Origin of the sequence: Brevundimonas sp. (genome assembly GCF_036659295.1) — a bacterium.
Lineage (GTDB): Bacteria > Pseudomonadota > Alphaproteobacteria > Caulobacterales > Caulobacteraceae > Brevundimonas.
The window spans coordinates 1-14,294 of record NZ_JAVXCU010000060.1 but is presented as its reverse complement, the minus strand read 5'-3'; the positions used below and the strand labels follow the sequence as shown (position 1 = coordinate 14,294).

Here is a 14,294-nt window from a genome sequence, read left to right as displayed (position 1 = left end):
TAGGCCAGATCTTCCTGACCGGCGATGACCTTGTCCATGTCCGAGGTCAGCTTCATCTCGGCCGGGGCGGCCGGGCGCAGCTTGGCTTCGTCCAGAGCCTTCTGGCTGGTTTCGTTCAACGCGGCGTTGATGATTTCGCCCATGAAGTCACGGCCGAAGGTCTTCTTGACGTGGGCGGTCGGCACCTTGCCCGGGCGGAAGCCCTTCAGCTTCATCTGGGGGGCGACTTCCTTGATGCGGGCTTCAAGCTTTTCGTTCAGCTCGGCTACCGGAATGGTTACCGCGATCACGCGGCTGAGGCCTTCGTTCGACTTTTCGACGACTTGCATGGTCGGATATCTGACGCTCTGGGGCGACGCCGAGACGGCGCGCGAGTGGAATAAGCAAAAGGACCGCCACGGAAGGCGGTACCTCGAAGCCCGCCCTTATGTCGATAAGGGGCGCGTACGTCAACGCGCGGCGGGTTTCTTTGATGGTCCGACAGCGCTATTTCACGGATATGAACCAGCAAACCGCACCGATTGGCGTTCTCGTCAGCCCCGTCACACCCCTTCAGCAGAACTGCACCATCGTCTGGTGTACCAAGACCTTGAAGGCGGCCGTCATTGATCCGGGCGCATCGGCGCAAGCCCTTTATGCGGAAATCCAGCGGCGTGGCCTGACCCTTGAAGCCATCTGGATCACGCATGGTCACCTTGACCACGCCGGCGGTGCGCAGGACTTGCAGGAAATTTCTGGCGTTGAAATCATCGGCCCGCACAAGGCGGACCTGTTCTGGATCGAGGCGATTCCCGAGCAGGGTCAAAAATGGGGATTGCCGGACGCTCGCAGCTTCACCCCTACCCGCTGGCTCGAAAACGGCGATGCACTGACCCTCGGCGAGACCCGTTGGGAGGTTTATCACTGCCCCGGCCACACACCCGGTCATGTCATCTTCTTTAACCGCGAGGCGCGATTCGCCCAGGTGGGTGATGTCCTGTTCCAGGGCTCCGTAGGTCGGACCGACTTCCCGCAAAGCTCGCACGAAGATTTGGTGAACTCGATCGTCGGCAGGCTCTGGCCTCTGGGCGATGATGTCACCTTTATTCCCGGACACGGTCCTCATTCGACCTTTGGTCATGAACGCCGCAGCAATCCCTTTGTCGGTGATGCGGTCGTGAAGTCACGGAACATGAACGGAAATATTTCCGGCCCGTCCTAGGTTACAACAAATTAAATCTAATATTTCAAATGGATGAATGCAGCGTCACGCTAAAGTTGAAAATTTGAAATCAGCACAAGGAACCTTAGCCATCCTTGTCTCTTCTTTCCTGTGAGCCGACAGTTACAAGAGGAGTTCTTAGTTATGGCCGATCAAGTGCAGAGCAAACCGTCGGGCATCTCCAAGCGGGGATTTGCATCTATGGATCCGGCGCGTCAGCGCGAGATCGCCCGCAAGGGTGGTGCCAGTGTTCCATCCGAGAAGCGCAGCTTCTCGCAAGACCGTTCTCTCGCCGCGCAAGCAGGCCGCAAGGGTGGCGAAGCCTCTCACGGTACGCGCAACAAAGACGCCGCTAAAGCGCAGGCAGAAGACAACAAGCCGAACTAAGAAAATCAAAGAACTTCTTTTCAAGGGCGCTGTGCAAACAGCGCCCTTATTCTTTGGGCCTCAGGAGCGCCAAGGCGACATAGGGGGACGTCGAAACACGCATTTCGACCAGCGACCATCCGCCAGCTTCTGCCAGCGCGACGACGCGTTCTCGATCGAATTTGCGCGAGTTCTCGGTGTGCAGGGTCTCGCCTGCCCTGAAGCGGAACCTGTGGCCATCCAGCTTGATCGTCTGGTCTCGCAATGACTCCAGATGCATTTCTATACGGGCCTCGGCCTCGTTCCAGATCGCGCGGTGGCGGAACGAATTTGTATCGAAATCCGTCCCCAGTTCGCGATTGGCGCGGTGCAGCAGGTTCATATTGAAGGCCGACGTCACCCCTTGGGCATCGTCATAGGCCGCCTCCAGTGTCTCGCGATCCTTGATAAGGTCGACACCCAGTATAAACAGGCTGTTGCGACCCAACATCCGGCGCGAGGCTGCCAGAAGCTTGATCGCGGCATCACGGTCCAGATTGCCGATTGTCGAGCCGGGAAAGAAGCCGATACGTCGTCCACTCGGCAGATCATCAGGCAGGTCCGGAAGGGTCTCGAAATCACCGGGTACAGGCCGGATATCCAGATGCGGATAATCGGCCCGCAATGCGCTGGCAGCCGCTTGCAGGGCTGTTTCACTAATATCCAGCGGCACATAGGCGGCAAGGCCCGCTATAGCGTCCAGCAATATGCGCGTCTTCTCGCTGGCTCCCGAGCCCAGTTCCACAAGCACGGCCTCAGGCCCGATAAGGTCCAGCCAAAAGGGGATGGTCTGTCGCAGCAGAGCCGTTTCCTGCCGTGTGGGATAATACTCCTCCAGCCGCGTGATCTGTTCGAACAAGCGCGACCCTTCGGCGTCATAAAACCATTTTGGCGACAGTGATTTTGGCGAGGCCGACAGCCCCTCGATCAGGTCACTTCGAAAGGTTTGCATGTCGCCTCCTCTGTCGGAACGATATCGTGCGCCAGCCTCAGGCCGCAAAACGCCCATCGCTGTGACGGATAATAAAAGTTGCGATACGAATGACGCAGGTGGTCGCGTGGCGTGGCAAAGCTGCCCCCCTTCAAGACCATCTGGTTGATCATGAACTTGCCGTTGTATTCGGACGCCGTTCCCTCGGTCGGGCTAAAGCCCGCATAGGGGGCATAGGCAGACTGGGTCCATTGCCACACCTCGGTGTCCAGATTGCCAAAGGCGCTGCCATGATGATGTGCGGCATGTTCCCATTCCGCTTCGGTCGGCAGTCTCGCGCCCGCCCATCGGGCATAGGCATCGGCCTCGTAATAGCTGATGTGCCGTACCGGAGCCGAAGGATCCAGATCAGTCTGGCCTGTCAGGCTGTAGGTCGTCCAACCGGTATCGTCCGCCTGCCAATAAGCTGGACTGTCCCAGCCTTCTTGACGCAACATTGCCCAGCCATCGGATAACCACAGCGCCGGATTGCGATAGCCGCCGTCCTCGATAAAGCCCAACCAGTCGCCATTGGTGACCAGATCGGCATCCAGTGCGTATGCATTCAGCCAGACGCGCTGGGCAGGCATTTCGTTGTCAAAGGCAAAGCCGTCATCCTTTGCGGCACCGATAACGGTCAGCCCTTCGGTAAACCCGACCTTGCCGCCTCTCGCGGAGGCCAGCGGCGCTGTCCGCGGCTCACGTGACCAGACAGACGGCTTCAGAAGGTTGGATGAAAACAGATGGAGCGCATCCTGAAGCAACAGTTCCTGATGTTGCTGCTCGTGATGCAAGCCCAGCTCAAAAAGATAGGCCTCATTGGTCGATAAGGGCTGCATCAATCGCCCCGCTATCCTGCGGTCGATTTCATGGCGATAGGACAGGATCTGAAGCAAGGATGGACGGGTCATCAGGCCACGATCCGGTCGCGCGACGCGCGGGCCCAAGGCTTCGTAATACGAGTTAAAAAGCGTTTGAAAATGAGGATCGACTGGGCGGTAATCGCTCTGTCGCGACAGGATCATAGCCTCGAAGAACCAACTGGTATGCGCCAGATGCCATTTGGTTGGACTGGCATCCGGCATGGATTGCACCGCCATGTCCTCGGGCGACAAACCCGATACCAGATCAAGGGTTTTAGCCCTTACACGCTTGTATCGCTCGAACGCGACAGTTGAAGCGAGCGGAAGGGGGCTTGGAGCAGACTGCATCGGTTCCCTCTGTCCTTCGGCCCGACAGTGGACCCGACAGAAGGAACGCGATGCAGCCCAGACCCGTTCCGAAAAAGGCTGAGCTTAGTGGCCTGCCTTTACAGCGCGAGCTGCATATTCCAGCCGCGCAATCGTGCGATTATGGACTTCGTCCGGACCATCGGCGATGCGCAAGGTCCGCACAGTGGCGTACAACTCCGCCAGAGGCGTATCACCGGAAACCCCTGCCCCGCCAAAGGCCTGAATGGCATCGTCGATGACCTTCAAGGCCATGCGCGGTGCCGCCACCTTGATCTGGGCGATTTCGGAACGTGCGCCCTTGGCACCGACCTCGTCCATCATCCATGCGGCCTTTAGAACCAGCAGGCGGCACATCTCGATCTGGGTACGGGCGTCTGCCACCCTTTCTTCCCATACCGAATGTTCGGCCAAGGATTTTCGGAAAGCCACCCGCGACAACAGACGGTCCACCATCAGTTCCAGCGCCCGCTCGGCAGCGCCGATCACGCGCATGCAGTGGTGGATACGGCCTGGTCCGAGACGGCCTTGAGCAACCTCGAAACCCCTACCCTCACCTGCGATCAGGTTTTCAACCGGAACCCGCACATTCTCCAGAACCACCTCGGCGTGACCGATGGGCAGTTCATCATAGCCGAACACCGACAGCATCCGTTCGACACGGAAACCCGGTGTATCGACCGGCACGATGACCTGACTTTGCTGTTGGTGAACGGGGGCGTCAAAATCGGTTTTCCCCATGACAATCGTCATGGCCAGATTAGGGTGCGCCATATTGGTCGACCACCATTTGCGGCCATTGATGACATAGTGGTCGCCGTCGCGATCGATACGGGTTTCGATATTGGTGGCGTCCGACGAAGCGACCGCTGGTTCGGTCATCAAGAAGGCCGAGCGGATTTCACCCGCCATCAGCGGCTTGAGCCAGACGTCCTGTTGCTGGGCATTACCATAGAGGTGCAGCACCTCCATGTTACCAGTGTCGGGGGCGTTGCAGTTGAACACCTCGGCCGACCAAAGGTGACGCCCCATCATCTCGGCCAGAGGCGCGTAATCCAGATTGTTCAGCCCTGCGCCATGCTCACCCGGCAGGAACATGTTCCATAGGCCCGCCGCCTTGGCCTTGGCCTTCAGGTCCACCATCACAGGTGACATCCGCTTCGGGTTGGCCCTCACCGAAGCGATATAGGCGCCTTCTTGCGGAATGACGTGGTCCTGCATGAACCGCGACAGCTTTTCCTGCCACGCCAGCGAACGGTCAGAGAAACGAAAATCCATGGCATATCCCCCGTAATGATCTGCCACCCGCTCTTGATTGGCGGTTACGGCAAAGAAAAAGGCGCGGCCCCTGGGGCACCGCGCCTTCACTGTCAGCCTAAGCTACCAAAGGATCAACGACCCTTGAGCAGCGGAGCCAGCTTTTGTGCCAGCATCATGTCGCCAGCGACTTTCAGCTTGCCTTGCATGAAGGCCATCATCGGGTCGAGGCGGCCTTCGGCCAGAGCCATAAAGTCTTCCATCTTGAGCGACACGGTAGCGTCGGCAGCATTGTCATCGTTCGAAACGGTGTTGTTGATACCGTCGATGAAGATTTTACCAGCTTCGCCAAGGTCCAGCTTGATGGTCTTGCCAAAGCCGCCATTCGTGTTGATGGCTTCTTGGATTTTTGCAGTGATTTGAGCCAAATCGGCCATGAGCGTCATCCCTTAGACGTTGATGTTCAAGAGCTAGCGACTCATAGCCCCCATGCCAAGATCACCTAGGGTAAGTCTTGGCTCATTTCCACACTATTTTCATTAATGAAACTAGCGATGATCAGAATGCGGCACCCAAAGTCGCCGACAGACGCGCATCGGTCAGGGCGGAACTATAGGATGCATCCCAGTACCGCACATCCAGAGACAGGGCTTTGGTCAGGTTCACACCTACGCCCAGATTCCATGCCGTATAGTCAGATGTGACGTCCAAAAACTGACGCCCGACACCGCCGGAAACACTCCAGCGATCATTGATCTCGTACGCGCCGTTAGCTTCCAGATAGGTCGCGGTTTCGTCCACGCCGGAAAAATCGGGCGAATAGTAAACGAGCGCGCCCAATGTCAGCTTTTCAAAGCTGTGCGAGGCCGCCGCCTTTAGCTCTACGAAATCGTAATCTGCGCCGGACGGGGCCCCTGCATACGCATAATAGGCCAGACCAAGATCCCAATCGATTGCTCCGGCTGTTCCGGTCACTCCGGCAGTGAGGTCCCATTCGAAATCCGTGCTGTCGCCAAAATCTACCGTCGAGGCCCAACCACCCGCATAGAAGCCCCCATAGGTAAAATCGACACCACCCTGAACGGCTGCATTGCCATCAGTCTGGCTGATTCCGCGCCACACATAGTCACTGGTTACGCCCGCATTGAAGGAAAACGCCGCAACCGGTTCTTCGGCCATAGCGCCGCCTGCCAAGCTGACAAGGCCGGAGGCACACAAGATAAATACAAGCTTTTTCATTGTTATATCCCCATAACATGATTGAAAAGGTAAGCATCGACACATCCGGCAGCGTCCAGCATTCGATAAGGTATGGGCGCAGTGCCGCGCGCCGGATGGCTGTGGGAGGACAGCCATCCGACTCGACTGAGGTCAGGATCAAGTGATCCGGTGACTAGCAGGTTTAGAGCGCTTCCAGAGCCTCACCATGCAGGTGGGTGTCCAGCCCTTCGTCCTCGACCTGTTCCTTCACACGCAATCCGATGGTGTATTTGCAGATCACCAGCACAATCAGCGTACCGATGGCGCTCCACAGGATCGTCCAGACCAGACCCATAAACTGGGCCCAGACCGTGGCCCCTGCAGACAGATCGTTGACGGCCGTCGTTGCGAACACACCCGTCAGAAGCGCGCCCACCAAACCGCCTGCGCCATGCAGACCAAAGGCGTCGAGGCTGTCGTCATATTTGAGAAGCTTCTTCAGCCACACAGACGAGACGTAGCAAACCGGACCGGCAATCAGGCCGATGATGACTGCGCCCTTGGGATCGACAAATCCGGCCGCGGGCGTGATGCCTACCAGACCGGCAACGACACCCGACAACACACCGATCAGCGACCATTTGCGCTTCTCGATGCGCTCGATGAATTTCCAGCTCAGAGCCCCTGCCGCTGCTGCAAGCAGTGTGTTGATCAGGGCCACACTCATCAGGCCATCGGCAGCACCCGCCGAGCCCGCATTAAATCCAATCCAGCCCACCAGAAGCAGCGATGCCCCAATCATGGTCAGGACCGGATTGTGCGCGGTAATCGGCACGACGCCGTAACCCTTACGCGCGCCGAGGAACAGGGCGCAGACCAGACCGGCAACCCCCGAGTTAACGTGGACAACGGCACCGCCTGCAAAATCCAGCACGCCTTCTGCGCCCAGGAAGCCGCCACCCCAAACCCAGTGGGCTATCGGCGCATAAACGATCAGCGACCACAGGGCGATGAACAGCAACAGCCCCGAATATTTGATCCGCTCGGCAAAAGCCCCCGTAATCAGGGCCGGTGTGATGATGGCAAAGGTCAGCTGGAATGAAATCCAGAGATACTCCGGTATCCCCGGCAAGACCGAATAGGCCGTGTCCTTGGTGACGCCATTCAGAAAGACGGCGTCAAAACTGCCTATAAACCGGTTGAGCCCTGCGTCAGGGTTCACCCCAAAGGCGATTGTATACCCTGCCACGAACCAAACCAGTGTCACGACCGCAAAGGCGGCCACCGACTGTGTGATGGTCGCGATCACATTTTTGCGCCGCACCATACCGCCATAGAACAGCGCCAGCCCTGGCAGGGTCATCAGCAGCACCAGCGCCGTTGATATTCCCAGCCATGCTGTAGAGGCTTCGTTCAGTTCAAGCGGAACCTGATGTAAAAACAGCGCCGGAGCTTGCTCCGACGCTGTTCTAGCGGTTTCCGATATTGTTCCTGCGGTTAGCGCCGCAGAGGCTGCCATTTCTGGCGTTCCTGCGGCAATCGCACTGCCGCAGACAAGAAGTCCGGCAGTTAAACAGCCCAAGGCTACAAGCCCTGGTCCCATCTTCATGGATAGCGTCACTTGAGTATCCCCCTCTTCGTTTACGCATTTGCGAAATGTTCACCGCAACTGCGAAATCGACAAGTGAAAAAACGCCGATGCCTGAAAATATTTTGCACGAACGACACAAAGCCGCCCATCGGAACACGAATGCACCTGACGGTTTTGGTGTGTAATGCAGCCATCCAGTGGGAAGCTATGGATTTGCATCGGCCACAGGCCAATCGGCGATCCCTGCCCGATCGCACAACCAGAACCCCGGCAAAAGCCGAGTTCTTTCAATAATGCCGATCTGGAAAAGATCTGGCGGAGACGGAGGGATTACCTTAGTCTTCCAAAAACCCGCGCAAAATCAATGCTTTTACGAAAGCGGCATGTAGCGGTTGAGGGATGCGAATGTAGCAGTCGGCCGGACAGGCGCAAGCCCATCCGGCTATTCTTTACCAGCCGTAAGTCGGCCGTCGGTCTAGATCGCTCACCTTGCTTTCAAGACTGTCTAGGCGGCTAGATAGGTCATAAGCGTTTTGATCTGCGTTTGCCGCCGCATCTGACGCATCCTCGACCCGCGAAGAAAGTTGCGTGTAGAGGATTAGGGCGGTCAATGCCCCAACCACCGCAAGTCCACCGGCTTTCCGATGAGCCATTATTGCGGCTCCCGCGTAGGCCGCGTCGCCCGCACCCCGATTGCAGCTAACGCAAAGACAGCAGCGAGAGTGATCGTATCGGCGTCATAGCGATCCTCCATTGCCGCAAATGCGAACCAGACGAAGCCTAGCCACAAAGCGGCTTCTCCAAACGGAAATGCCTTAAGCCAACCGCCGTCTTTAGACTTCCTCACTTCCATATTTGCATCAACCATCAAGCCCCCTCCTTTTCAGCAACGTCGGCATCATATCCCGGATGGCTGCTCCAATCGCAAGAGCCGCACGTCTCATAGTATTCTCCGTCGGGCTCGATCAGTATATCAAAGTGCGACCTTATCTTTCTGGAGTTACAGTTGGGGCACTCTTTAACTCGATCTGTTTGATCTTGTCTAACAAGCTGGAGATGATCGCTCACGAGGTTATCGACAGCAGACATAGCGATGGACGTATGCATTTCCTCCGCATTTCGATCATGCGTCAACGCCCCCACAAGCGCCCACGTTTTATCGCTATGCGCTTTCAAATACTTCCTAACCGCCTCGTTCTTTCGGCCAGGGCAGAGGTGGTTAAAGAACAGTTCAGACCATCCGTTAAAATCGGCAGACTTAGGCCTGACGATGTCGTCAGGTAGATTGACACGCCTCTGCATGACTGAAGACACAGACAGAAGGCATTCTCTTAGCTGCATCGCTACGGCTTGATATTCCTCAGCCTCAACAGCTCTTTCCAAACGATCTCCGGCCTGCTCAATCCGTCTGAAAACTTCATCGAACGGATGAGGATCGTCGGCATCTGCCCCGCGCGACTTGCTCATCATCCTCATCATCAAGCCAATATGAAACGACAAGGTGTAGTCTAAACTAGGAAAGTGTTTTTGAGAGTATAGATTAGTCATATTCGTTATGACCCACCACCGCGTCTTGTCGGTGGTAACATCCCAAATCTCATACTCGGTCCCAGCTACATACTCCGATTTAACTCGTTCGACGTGCTGGACAGTTTCGTCTCTTGCTTGACCGTGCACATAGGACGCGATGTCCTCCTCTGCGCTCGGGTCCCTCACCATGCTGTAGCGGTGCATCTCTTCAGGCGGCACAGGATGCTCGTGAACCACGCAGTCCTGCTCGCTTGTAGATTGGTTGATCTTTGCCATTTCGCCCCTCGGTTGCCGGACCATGCGGCGTTGCGTGTCAGGTATCAACCTTCGGGCCGAAATCCGGTTTAGCTATGCGAGGGCAGACCTCCGATCCTAAGAGGCACTGGTTCCCCCGCTATCCCCTCCCGGCTGGCCGCAAACAATCGTGCAGCCAAGGCATTGCCTGCCCGCCGTCACGCCCCAGCGACGCCGCGTTTTAGTATGCCGAGGCTTCCCCGCCGCCAGAACTGACAGGCTCACAAGTTGTAGGTTATGCGCTATGGCTCACAAGATATGTTGACGCGACATTGAGCCGGGCTTATGAGCTAGCTTAGAGCGACACATAACTTATGAGCCATCCATGCACCGCATCGCCTACTACCGCGTCAGCACCGGGGACCAGAGCATTGAGAGCCAGCGCCTCGCCCTTGGCGGGGACTTCGATCAAGAGTTCAGCGATGAAGGCGTAAGCGGCGGGACGCTGGCTGCTAAACGGCCGGGCTTCGCTGACCTGCTAAGTAAGGTTCGGTCTGGCGACACGGTTCATGTCTATGCGGTTGACCGCCTCGGCCGGGACGCTTTGGACGTTCAGGCCACCGTCCGCCTGCTTATCGACAAGGGCGTCACCGTGGACGTTCACGGCCTCGGTCCCATTGTCGGAGGTGTCGGAGAACTGATCCTCGCCGTTCTGGCCCAAGTCGCGGACATGGAACGCCAGCGGATCAAGGAGCGGACACAGGCAGGCCGCGCCGCCGCTAGGGCCTCTCTGGAGGCCACAGGCAGGACGCACCGGGGGAAGGAAAGCCTCGGTCGCCCGATGGCTCAGGACGCTGCCGCCGTGGCCGCATGGCGCAGGGAAAACGGGGCCAGCATCGCCCAGACTGCCCGGCACTTCGGCCTCTCCCCGGCCACAGTGAAGCGCTACAAGGCGGCGGCGACCTAGAGTGGGATCGCAGCGGCCACGCTAGGCCCGATTTCCGGCTCTTGGGCGGCCCTTTCTGGCCCGCTCGACCTCGGGGGCGCGGACGCCCTTCCAGCGCCCCAAGTCAATTCTGAGGCAGGCAGTAGGCGGCGCCATTTTCGCCCTAGCTGGACCCGTCTCGCGATAGCCGGACCTCACGACCGGCGAGATATTTCGACGGGGGCGCGAGCAATCTGCGAAAACAAGAATGTTGCGCATCCGGGCAAACAAGAAGGCGCGAGGGGTCGGATCGTGCAGCTCGCCGTTTCGATACCCTTGGGGGACAGAAGCCATTTTTGACCCTCGGGTTTTTCGAATAAAAATTCCCCGTCTTGGCCGACGCAAAAGGCATGGTCGCAGGTAGGGCGCTTGCCCGAGGGAGTTCAGCGAAAGCTGATCGCGGCCACCGGGCACACTCACGCAACGCTCAATCCAACTCATGGTCAGACCAAGGGTTTCGCGGCGCTGATCCGGCAAACTCGCCATCTATGTTGGCCGAGGGAGCCGGGCAGCCTACGAACAACTCATCCAATCTATGGTCAGATATTCCTAACGGAGACTACCGAGAGGCTGTCGGCGCAAACATACGGTCTATTTCCATATACGAACGGATGGTCTGAACACTGGCCTTCATCAAAGCGCGCCGCGCCGCCTTCACCGAAAGCTGGCGAGTTGCGACCTGGGCATCCGCGATAACTTCAAGCTCGATCAGCGCAGTGCGTAGCCGGGACATGTCGTCCTGATCCAGTCGCAGCTTAGCTTGGCTCAGGAGACTGCCTAGCTCGCGGTGCAGGGCTTGGTCGGAACTCTCCCGACCAATCGCTGCGAAGAACCAGATCGCCGCTAGAACGACCAAACCACCGACTACAAATTCCAACGCATCCTCCATCCGATGAGACGAATGGTGCATAGATCAGGTGGTGCGTAAATCCAACATGCGGCGACCCTGTATGGGTGCCGAGGGTATCCGTCAGTCCTGATAATCAGCGCGCGCTGGGACGCCTCGGCGACGCTATCCGGGTGCGGAGAAACGAGCGGAGCATGTCGCAAGAGACGCTGGCTGACGCCGCCGGGATCAACCGGACCCACATGGGCGAGGTTGAGCGCGGCAAGCGAAACGTCAGCTTAGTAGCTCTGATCGGCATAGCAGCGGCGCTGGGCTGCACCGTGTCGTCAATCCTTTCTGACGCCGGGATATAGGCCGCCGAATTCGCGCGCTGTAGAAATGACGAAGATAGACCATCGCAAGGAAATGAACCGGCTGGGTGTCGATGCCGCTAGGAAGGCCATCAAAGCCTACGCGGACGCCAATCCTGAAGCCTCGCGCATGCAAGCGAGGGTCGAGGTCAACGCCTATCGCGCGCGACCAAAAGGCTTTGGCGAATGGCCGGTCAAGCTAATAGGGCTGCTCATCCGCAACCCGACGGTCGCAGCAAAACCCAACACCTATTTCGCAGCATGGCTTAGCGACCGATACGACGGTTATTCCGTGCCCGAAACGTTGCTTTACAAAGAGCTATCTTCGGCCAAACGAACGGCCATCGACAAAGCTCTTGATGAAGCGGGGCTGCCCGGCCGGACGAAGGCGGGCGATACCTTTTCGACAATCAAGCAGCGCTGGTCGTCGATGAGGGGTTCGTCTGAAGGTGTTAGAACCGGATCGGTCCAGGTCACTTTCACCGACGAGTGCGTCGTTATCGAAGGGAAGCGCTACACTGTGAACACCGGAAAGTATCGGCGGATCAGGGTAGATGGATCGTGGGTTCGCGCCGATGTTCTGGAACGCCTGCTGCTCGGGCAATAATAGGCTTTGTTCCCTTATTTATAAGGGAGAAGAAAGTGTCCAAAAAGCACCGCCGCTCCCTGCTCATGGAAGCGCTCGACCACCGAGGTTGATTGCCCGCTTTCGCGCGCCGCATCTGTCTCCTATTTGCCCACACCGGCCAGCCAAATACGGCCGCGCTGAGGTGGCTTGCCAACCCTGACGAGCGATCACCCGGCCAGGTCCAAACCACCGCCCCAGCGCCCCGCTTTCCGGCCTTCTCGGCTATCTCAGGGAAGCGGGCGGGGGCGGCAGGGTGAAGCCCGGCACCCGATAGCGAGCCATGCCCTCGACCAGCGGCGGCAGCGGGTATTCCAGACCGCCGTATTGGTCCGCCACGTCCCCGCCCTCATGGCCGGTGATGGCGTCATTGACCGCCTTATCCAGACCGCAGGCGCGGGCGTAATGCTTGAAGCTATGGCGGAAGGAATGGAACGTGATCCGCTTATCGGACACGCCGCAGACTTCGCGAAGGTGATAGCCAAACCACTTCGTCCAGTTCCCCGTAACGCTGCCGTAGCGGTCGGGCTTGAGGTCCGGGAAGATGCGGGCCTGCCCCTTGTCGCGGGCAGCATCGACGTAGCGGAGAAAGCCCAGGTCAATCAGCGCCTGATGGATAGGGACGCGCCGGTTGCTACTGGCGTTCTTGAGGGTCAGGCCATCCCGCTCATCCTCGACAATGCGGATGACCCACGCCTTACGGTCCTTGTCCTCGGCGTCCTGATAGACTTCCTGCACAATGTCCTTGGGCCGAAGCTGGCCGAGTTCCCCAAGTCGCGCGCCAGTGTAGAGCGCCAGCAGGGGAAGCCAGTAAGCCGCCTCCCCCGCCCCCCGGTTCGGCCGCTCGCCCTTGGTGTAGATCGCTGAGCCGAACACCGCCTTGAGCGCATCGGCGTCATAGGGAAGCCGGGCCTCCTTCGCTCGCTTGGCGGGCGGGGCCTTCACGCTGGCGGCGGGGTCCGTAGCGATGATGTCGTTTTCGACGGCGAACCGGAACAGGGAGCGCAAGTGATTGAGGCGGCTATCGACTGTCGCCGGAGCCCTCCCCTCAGCGATCAGGTGCGTCTTGAACGCGAGAACATCAGCCTTAGCGATTGCACCCACAGGCTTTTCGCCATTGACGGCATAGAACATGGCGCAAGTCCGCCGCCACATATCAACGGACCTAGCCTTAGGCTGTTTCTCGGCCGCCCACTTGTCGATGAGTTCAGGCAGCATGGGCGTGTCAGGCTTCGTCACCGCCTGCTTTCGCTCGCGCGATACCTTCGCCGCAGCCGCCAGCACGGCCGCACCATCCCCAGTTAGCAGCGCCTTAGTCGCCCGCTGCATCCCTTCAACCTGAGCCAATGACAAGCCGAGGTTATCGCCGCCGTCCAGCATCGCCTGATAGAGTTCTAGGTTCTCGCGCGCCTCGGCGTCGAAGGCCGGGAGATCGCCAGCCGAGAAAGCGGCGTCTCGCTTCCGTTGCAGGGCAGCGAATGCGGCAGCGGCGTAGGCTTCGCGATCTATCGGGGCGGCGTCGGCGGGCTTCGCACCGGCGGCCGAAGGGCTGGCGATCATGGCTCGCGCCGCGTCCAATTCTTTGTCGGACTGGACAGCCGCAGCGCGGCACAGCTTGGACGCCTCAGCGCGATCTTTTGTCCCGAGGGAAAAAGTCAGTTCGCGTTTGCCGCCGAAGGCCGGGCGCAAATCATCGGGGATCACTCGGCGGAAATAGTAGGTCGCGCCGCGCTTGGTTAGGTAGGTCGGCATAGGGGCTTCATCTGCTCCAGATGTAACACCCACTTGCGATAAGCCCCTGATTTCACGGGAAAGCCAGACCCCAAAAGGGTCTGGCGGAGACGGAGGGATTCGAACCCTCGGTACCCCT

The 14,294-nt window shown here is 58.5% G+C and carries 15 protein-coding genes; 4 read left to right on the top strand and 11 right to left on the bottom strand.

From position 1 onward, the window contains the following. The coding region (locus RSB01_RS10600) for a trigger factor family protein (protein WP_332625435.1) at positions 1-329 on the bottom strand (329 nt) is incomplete at its 3' end. 170 nt (positions 330-499) lie between these two features. On the opposite strand from RSB01_RS10600, the gene RSB01_RS10595 reads away from it, so the two are divergent. Together RSB01_RS10595 and RSB01_RS10590 are read left to right on the top strand one after the other, a co-directional pair. Further along, on the top strand, positions 500-1,201 hold the full coding sequence (locus tag RSB01_RS10595; protein WP_332591107.1) for an MBL fold metallo-hydrolase: 702 nt from the start codon (positions 500-502) through the stop codon (positions 1,199-1,201). Positions 1,202-1,345: 144 nt separating this feature from the next. After that, entirely contained in the window at positions 1,346-1,588 is a 243-nt protein-coding gene (locus RSB01_RS10590) for a general stress protein (RefSeq protein ID WP_332591102.1), read from the top strand. Positions 1,589-1,634: 46 nt separating this feature from the next. On the opposite strand, the gene egtD is transcribed toward RSB01_RS10590, so the two are convergent. From egtD to RSB01_RS10550, 8 genes are all read right to left on the bottom strand, one after another. Beyond that, positions 1,635-2,558: an L-histidine N(alpha)-methyltransferase gene (gene egtD, locus RSB01_RS10585; protein ID WP_332591103.1), complete on the bottom strand. Its 924-nt coding sequence runs from the start codon at positions 2,556-2,558 to the stop codon at positions 1,635-1,637. Continuing rightward, on the bottom strand, positions 2,534-3,787 hold the full coding sequence (gene egtB / locus RSB01_RS10580) for an ergothioneine biosynthesis protein EgtB (protein WP_332619749.1): 1,254 nt from the start codon (positions 3,785-3,787) through the stop codon (positions 2,534-2,536). The genes egtD and egtB overlap by 25 nt, the downstream gene beginning before the upstream one ends. 84 nt (positions 3,788-3,871) lie before the next feature. Next, the gene (locus RSB01_RS10575) at positions 3,872-5,083 is read right to left on the bottom strand and encodes an acyl-CoA dehydrogenase family protein (protein ID WP_332591105.1); all 1,212 of its coding nucleotides are present in this window, start codon (positions 5,081-5,083) and stop codon (positions 3,872-3,874) included. Positions 5,084-5,196: 113 nt separating this feature from the next. Then, positions 5,197-5,499 carry an SCP2 sterol-binding domain-containing protein gene (locus RSB01_RS10570; protein ID WP_167177522.1) on the bottom strand — a complete coding sequence of 101 codons (303 nt, stop codon included), beginning with the start codon at positions 5,497-5,499 and terminating at the stop codon, positions 5,197-5,199. Positions 5,500-5,620: 121 nt separating this feature from the next. Beyond that, the gene (locus RSB01_RS10565; RefSeq protein WP_332591106.1) at positions 5,621-6,301 is read right to left on the bottom strand and encodes a TorF family putative porin; all 681 of its coding nucleotides are present in this window, start codon (positions 6,299-6,301) and stop codon (positions 5,621-5,623) included. A 163-nt stretch (positions 6,302-6,464) separates the two neighbouring features. Further along, the gene (locus tag RSB01_RS10560; RefSeq protein WP_332591108.1) at positions 6,465-7,781 is read right to left on the bottom strand and encodes an ammonium transporter; all 1,317 of its coding nucleotides are present in this window, start codon (positions 7,779-7,781) and stop codon (positions 6,465-6,467) included. Between the two features lie 724 nt (positions 7,782-8,505). Continuing rightward, positions 8,506-8,721: a hypothetical protein gene (locus RSB01_RS10555; RefSeq protein WP_332620266.1), complete on the bottom strand. Its 216-nt coding sequence runs from the start codon at positions 8,719-8,721 to the stop codon at positions 8,506-8,508. Next, positions 8,721-9,659, bottom strand: coding sequence for a hypothetical protein (locus RSB01_RS10550; RefSeq protein ID WP_332625433.1), 939 nt, complete (start codon positions 9,657-9,659; stop codon positions 8,721-8,723). The genes RSB01_RS10555 and RSB01_RS10550 overlap by 1 nt, the downstream gene beginning before the upstream one ends. Before the next feature lie 343 nt (positions 9,660-10,002). Here RSB01_RS10550 and RSB01_RS10545 point away from each other — a divergent pair, with 343 nt between their 5' ends. Beyond that, a complete protein-coding gene (locus RSB01_RS10545) occupies positions 10,003-10,584 on the top strand; it encodes a recombinase family protein (protein ID WP_332620269.1) in 582 nt (193 codons plus the stop codon). Between the two features lie 577 nt (positions 10,585-11,161). Here RSB01_RS10545 and RSB01_RS10540 read toward each other — a convergent pair. Next, complete coding sequence (locus RSB01_RS10540; RefSeq protein ID WP_332620270.1) at positions 11,162-11,479, bottom strand: hypothetical protein; 318 nt, start codon at positions 11,477-11,479, stop codon at positions 11,162-11,164. Positions 11,480-11,827: 348 nt separating this feature from the next. Between RSB01_RS10540 and RSB01_RS10535 the strand changes: the two genes are divergently transcribed. Further along, complete coding sequence (locus RSB01_RS10535; RefSeq protein WP_332620271.1) at positions 11,828-12,406, top strand: hypothetical protein; 579 nt, start codon at positions 11,828-11,830, stop codon at positions 12,404-12,406. Between the two features lie 243 nt (positions 12,407-12,649). Here RSB01_RS10535 and RSB01_RS10530 read toward each other — a convergent pair whose 3' ends face one another. Continuing rightward, complete coding sequence (locus tag RSB01_RS10530) at positions 12,650-14,176, bottom strand: DUF6538 domain-containing protein (RefSeq protein ID WP_332625431.1); 1,527 nt, start codon at positions 14,174-14,176, stop codon at positions 12,650-12,652. Positions 14,177-14,294: the final 118 nt, after the last annotated feature.

Bases quoted from the DNA above. Each gene is read 5' to 3' on its own strand.
- RSB01_RS10595 (WP_332591107.1), top strand. From the start codon at position 500: ATGAACCAGCAAACCGCACCGATTGGCGTTCTCGTCAGCCCCGTCACA.
- RSB01_RS10590 (WP_332591102.1), top strand. From the start codon at position 1,346: ATGGCCGATCAAGTGCAGAGCAAACCGTCGGGCATCTCCAAGCGGGGA.
- egtD (WP_332591103.1), bottom strand. From the start codon at position 2,558: ATGCAAACCTTTCGAAGTGACCTGATCGAGGGGCTGTCGGCCTCGCCA.
- egtB (WP_332619749.1), bottom strand. From the start codon at position 3,787: ATGCAGTCTGCTCCAAGCCCCCTTCCGCTCGCTTCAACTGTCGCGTTC.
- RSB01_RS10575 (WP_332591105.1), bottom strand. From the start codon at position 5,083: ATGGATTTTCGTTTCTCTGACCGTTCGCTGGCGTGGCAGGAAAAGCTG.
- RSB01_RS10570 (WP_167177522.1), bottom strand. From the start codon at position 5,499: ATGGCCGATTTGGCTCAAATCACTGCAAAAATCCAAGAAGCCATCAAC.
- RSB01_RS10565 (WP_332591106.1), bottom strand. From the start codon at position 6,301: ATGAAAAAGCTTGTATTTATCTTGTGTGCCTCCGGCCTTGTCAGCTTG.
- RSB01_RS10560 (WP_332591108.1), bottom strand. From the start codon at position 7,781: ATGGCAGCCTCTGCGGCGCTAACCGCAGGAACAATATCGGAAACCGCT.
- RSB01_RS10555 (WP_332620266.1), bottom strand. From the start codon at position 8,721: ATGGTTGATGCAAATATGGAAGTGAGGAAGTCTAAAGACGGCGGTTGG.
- RSB01_RS10550 (WP_332625433.1), bottom strand. From the start codon at position 9,659: ATGGCAAAGATCAACCAATCTACAAGCGAGCAGGACTGCGTGGTTCAC.
- RSB01_RS10545 (WP_332620269.1), top strand. From the start codon at position 10,003: ATGCACCGCATCGCCTACTACCGCGTCAGCACCGGGGACCAGAGCATT.
- RSB01_RS10535 (WP_332620271.1), top strand. From the start codon at position 11,828: ATGACGAAGATAGACCATCGCAAGGAAATGAACCGGCTGGGTGTCGAT.
- RSB01_RS10530 (WP_332625431.1), bottom strand. From the start codon at position 14,176: ATGCCGACCTACCTAACCAAGCGCGGCGCGACCTACTATTTCCGCCGA.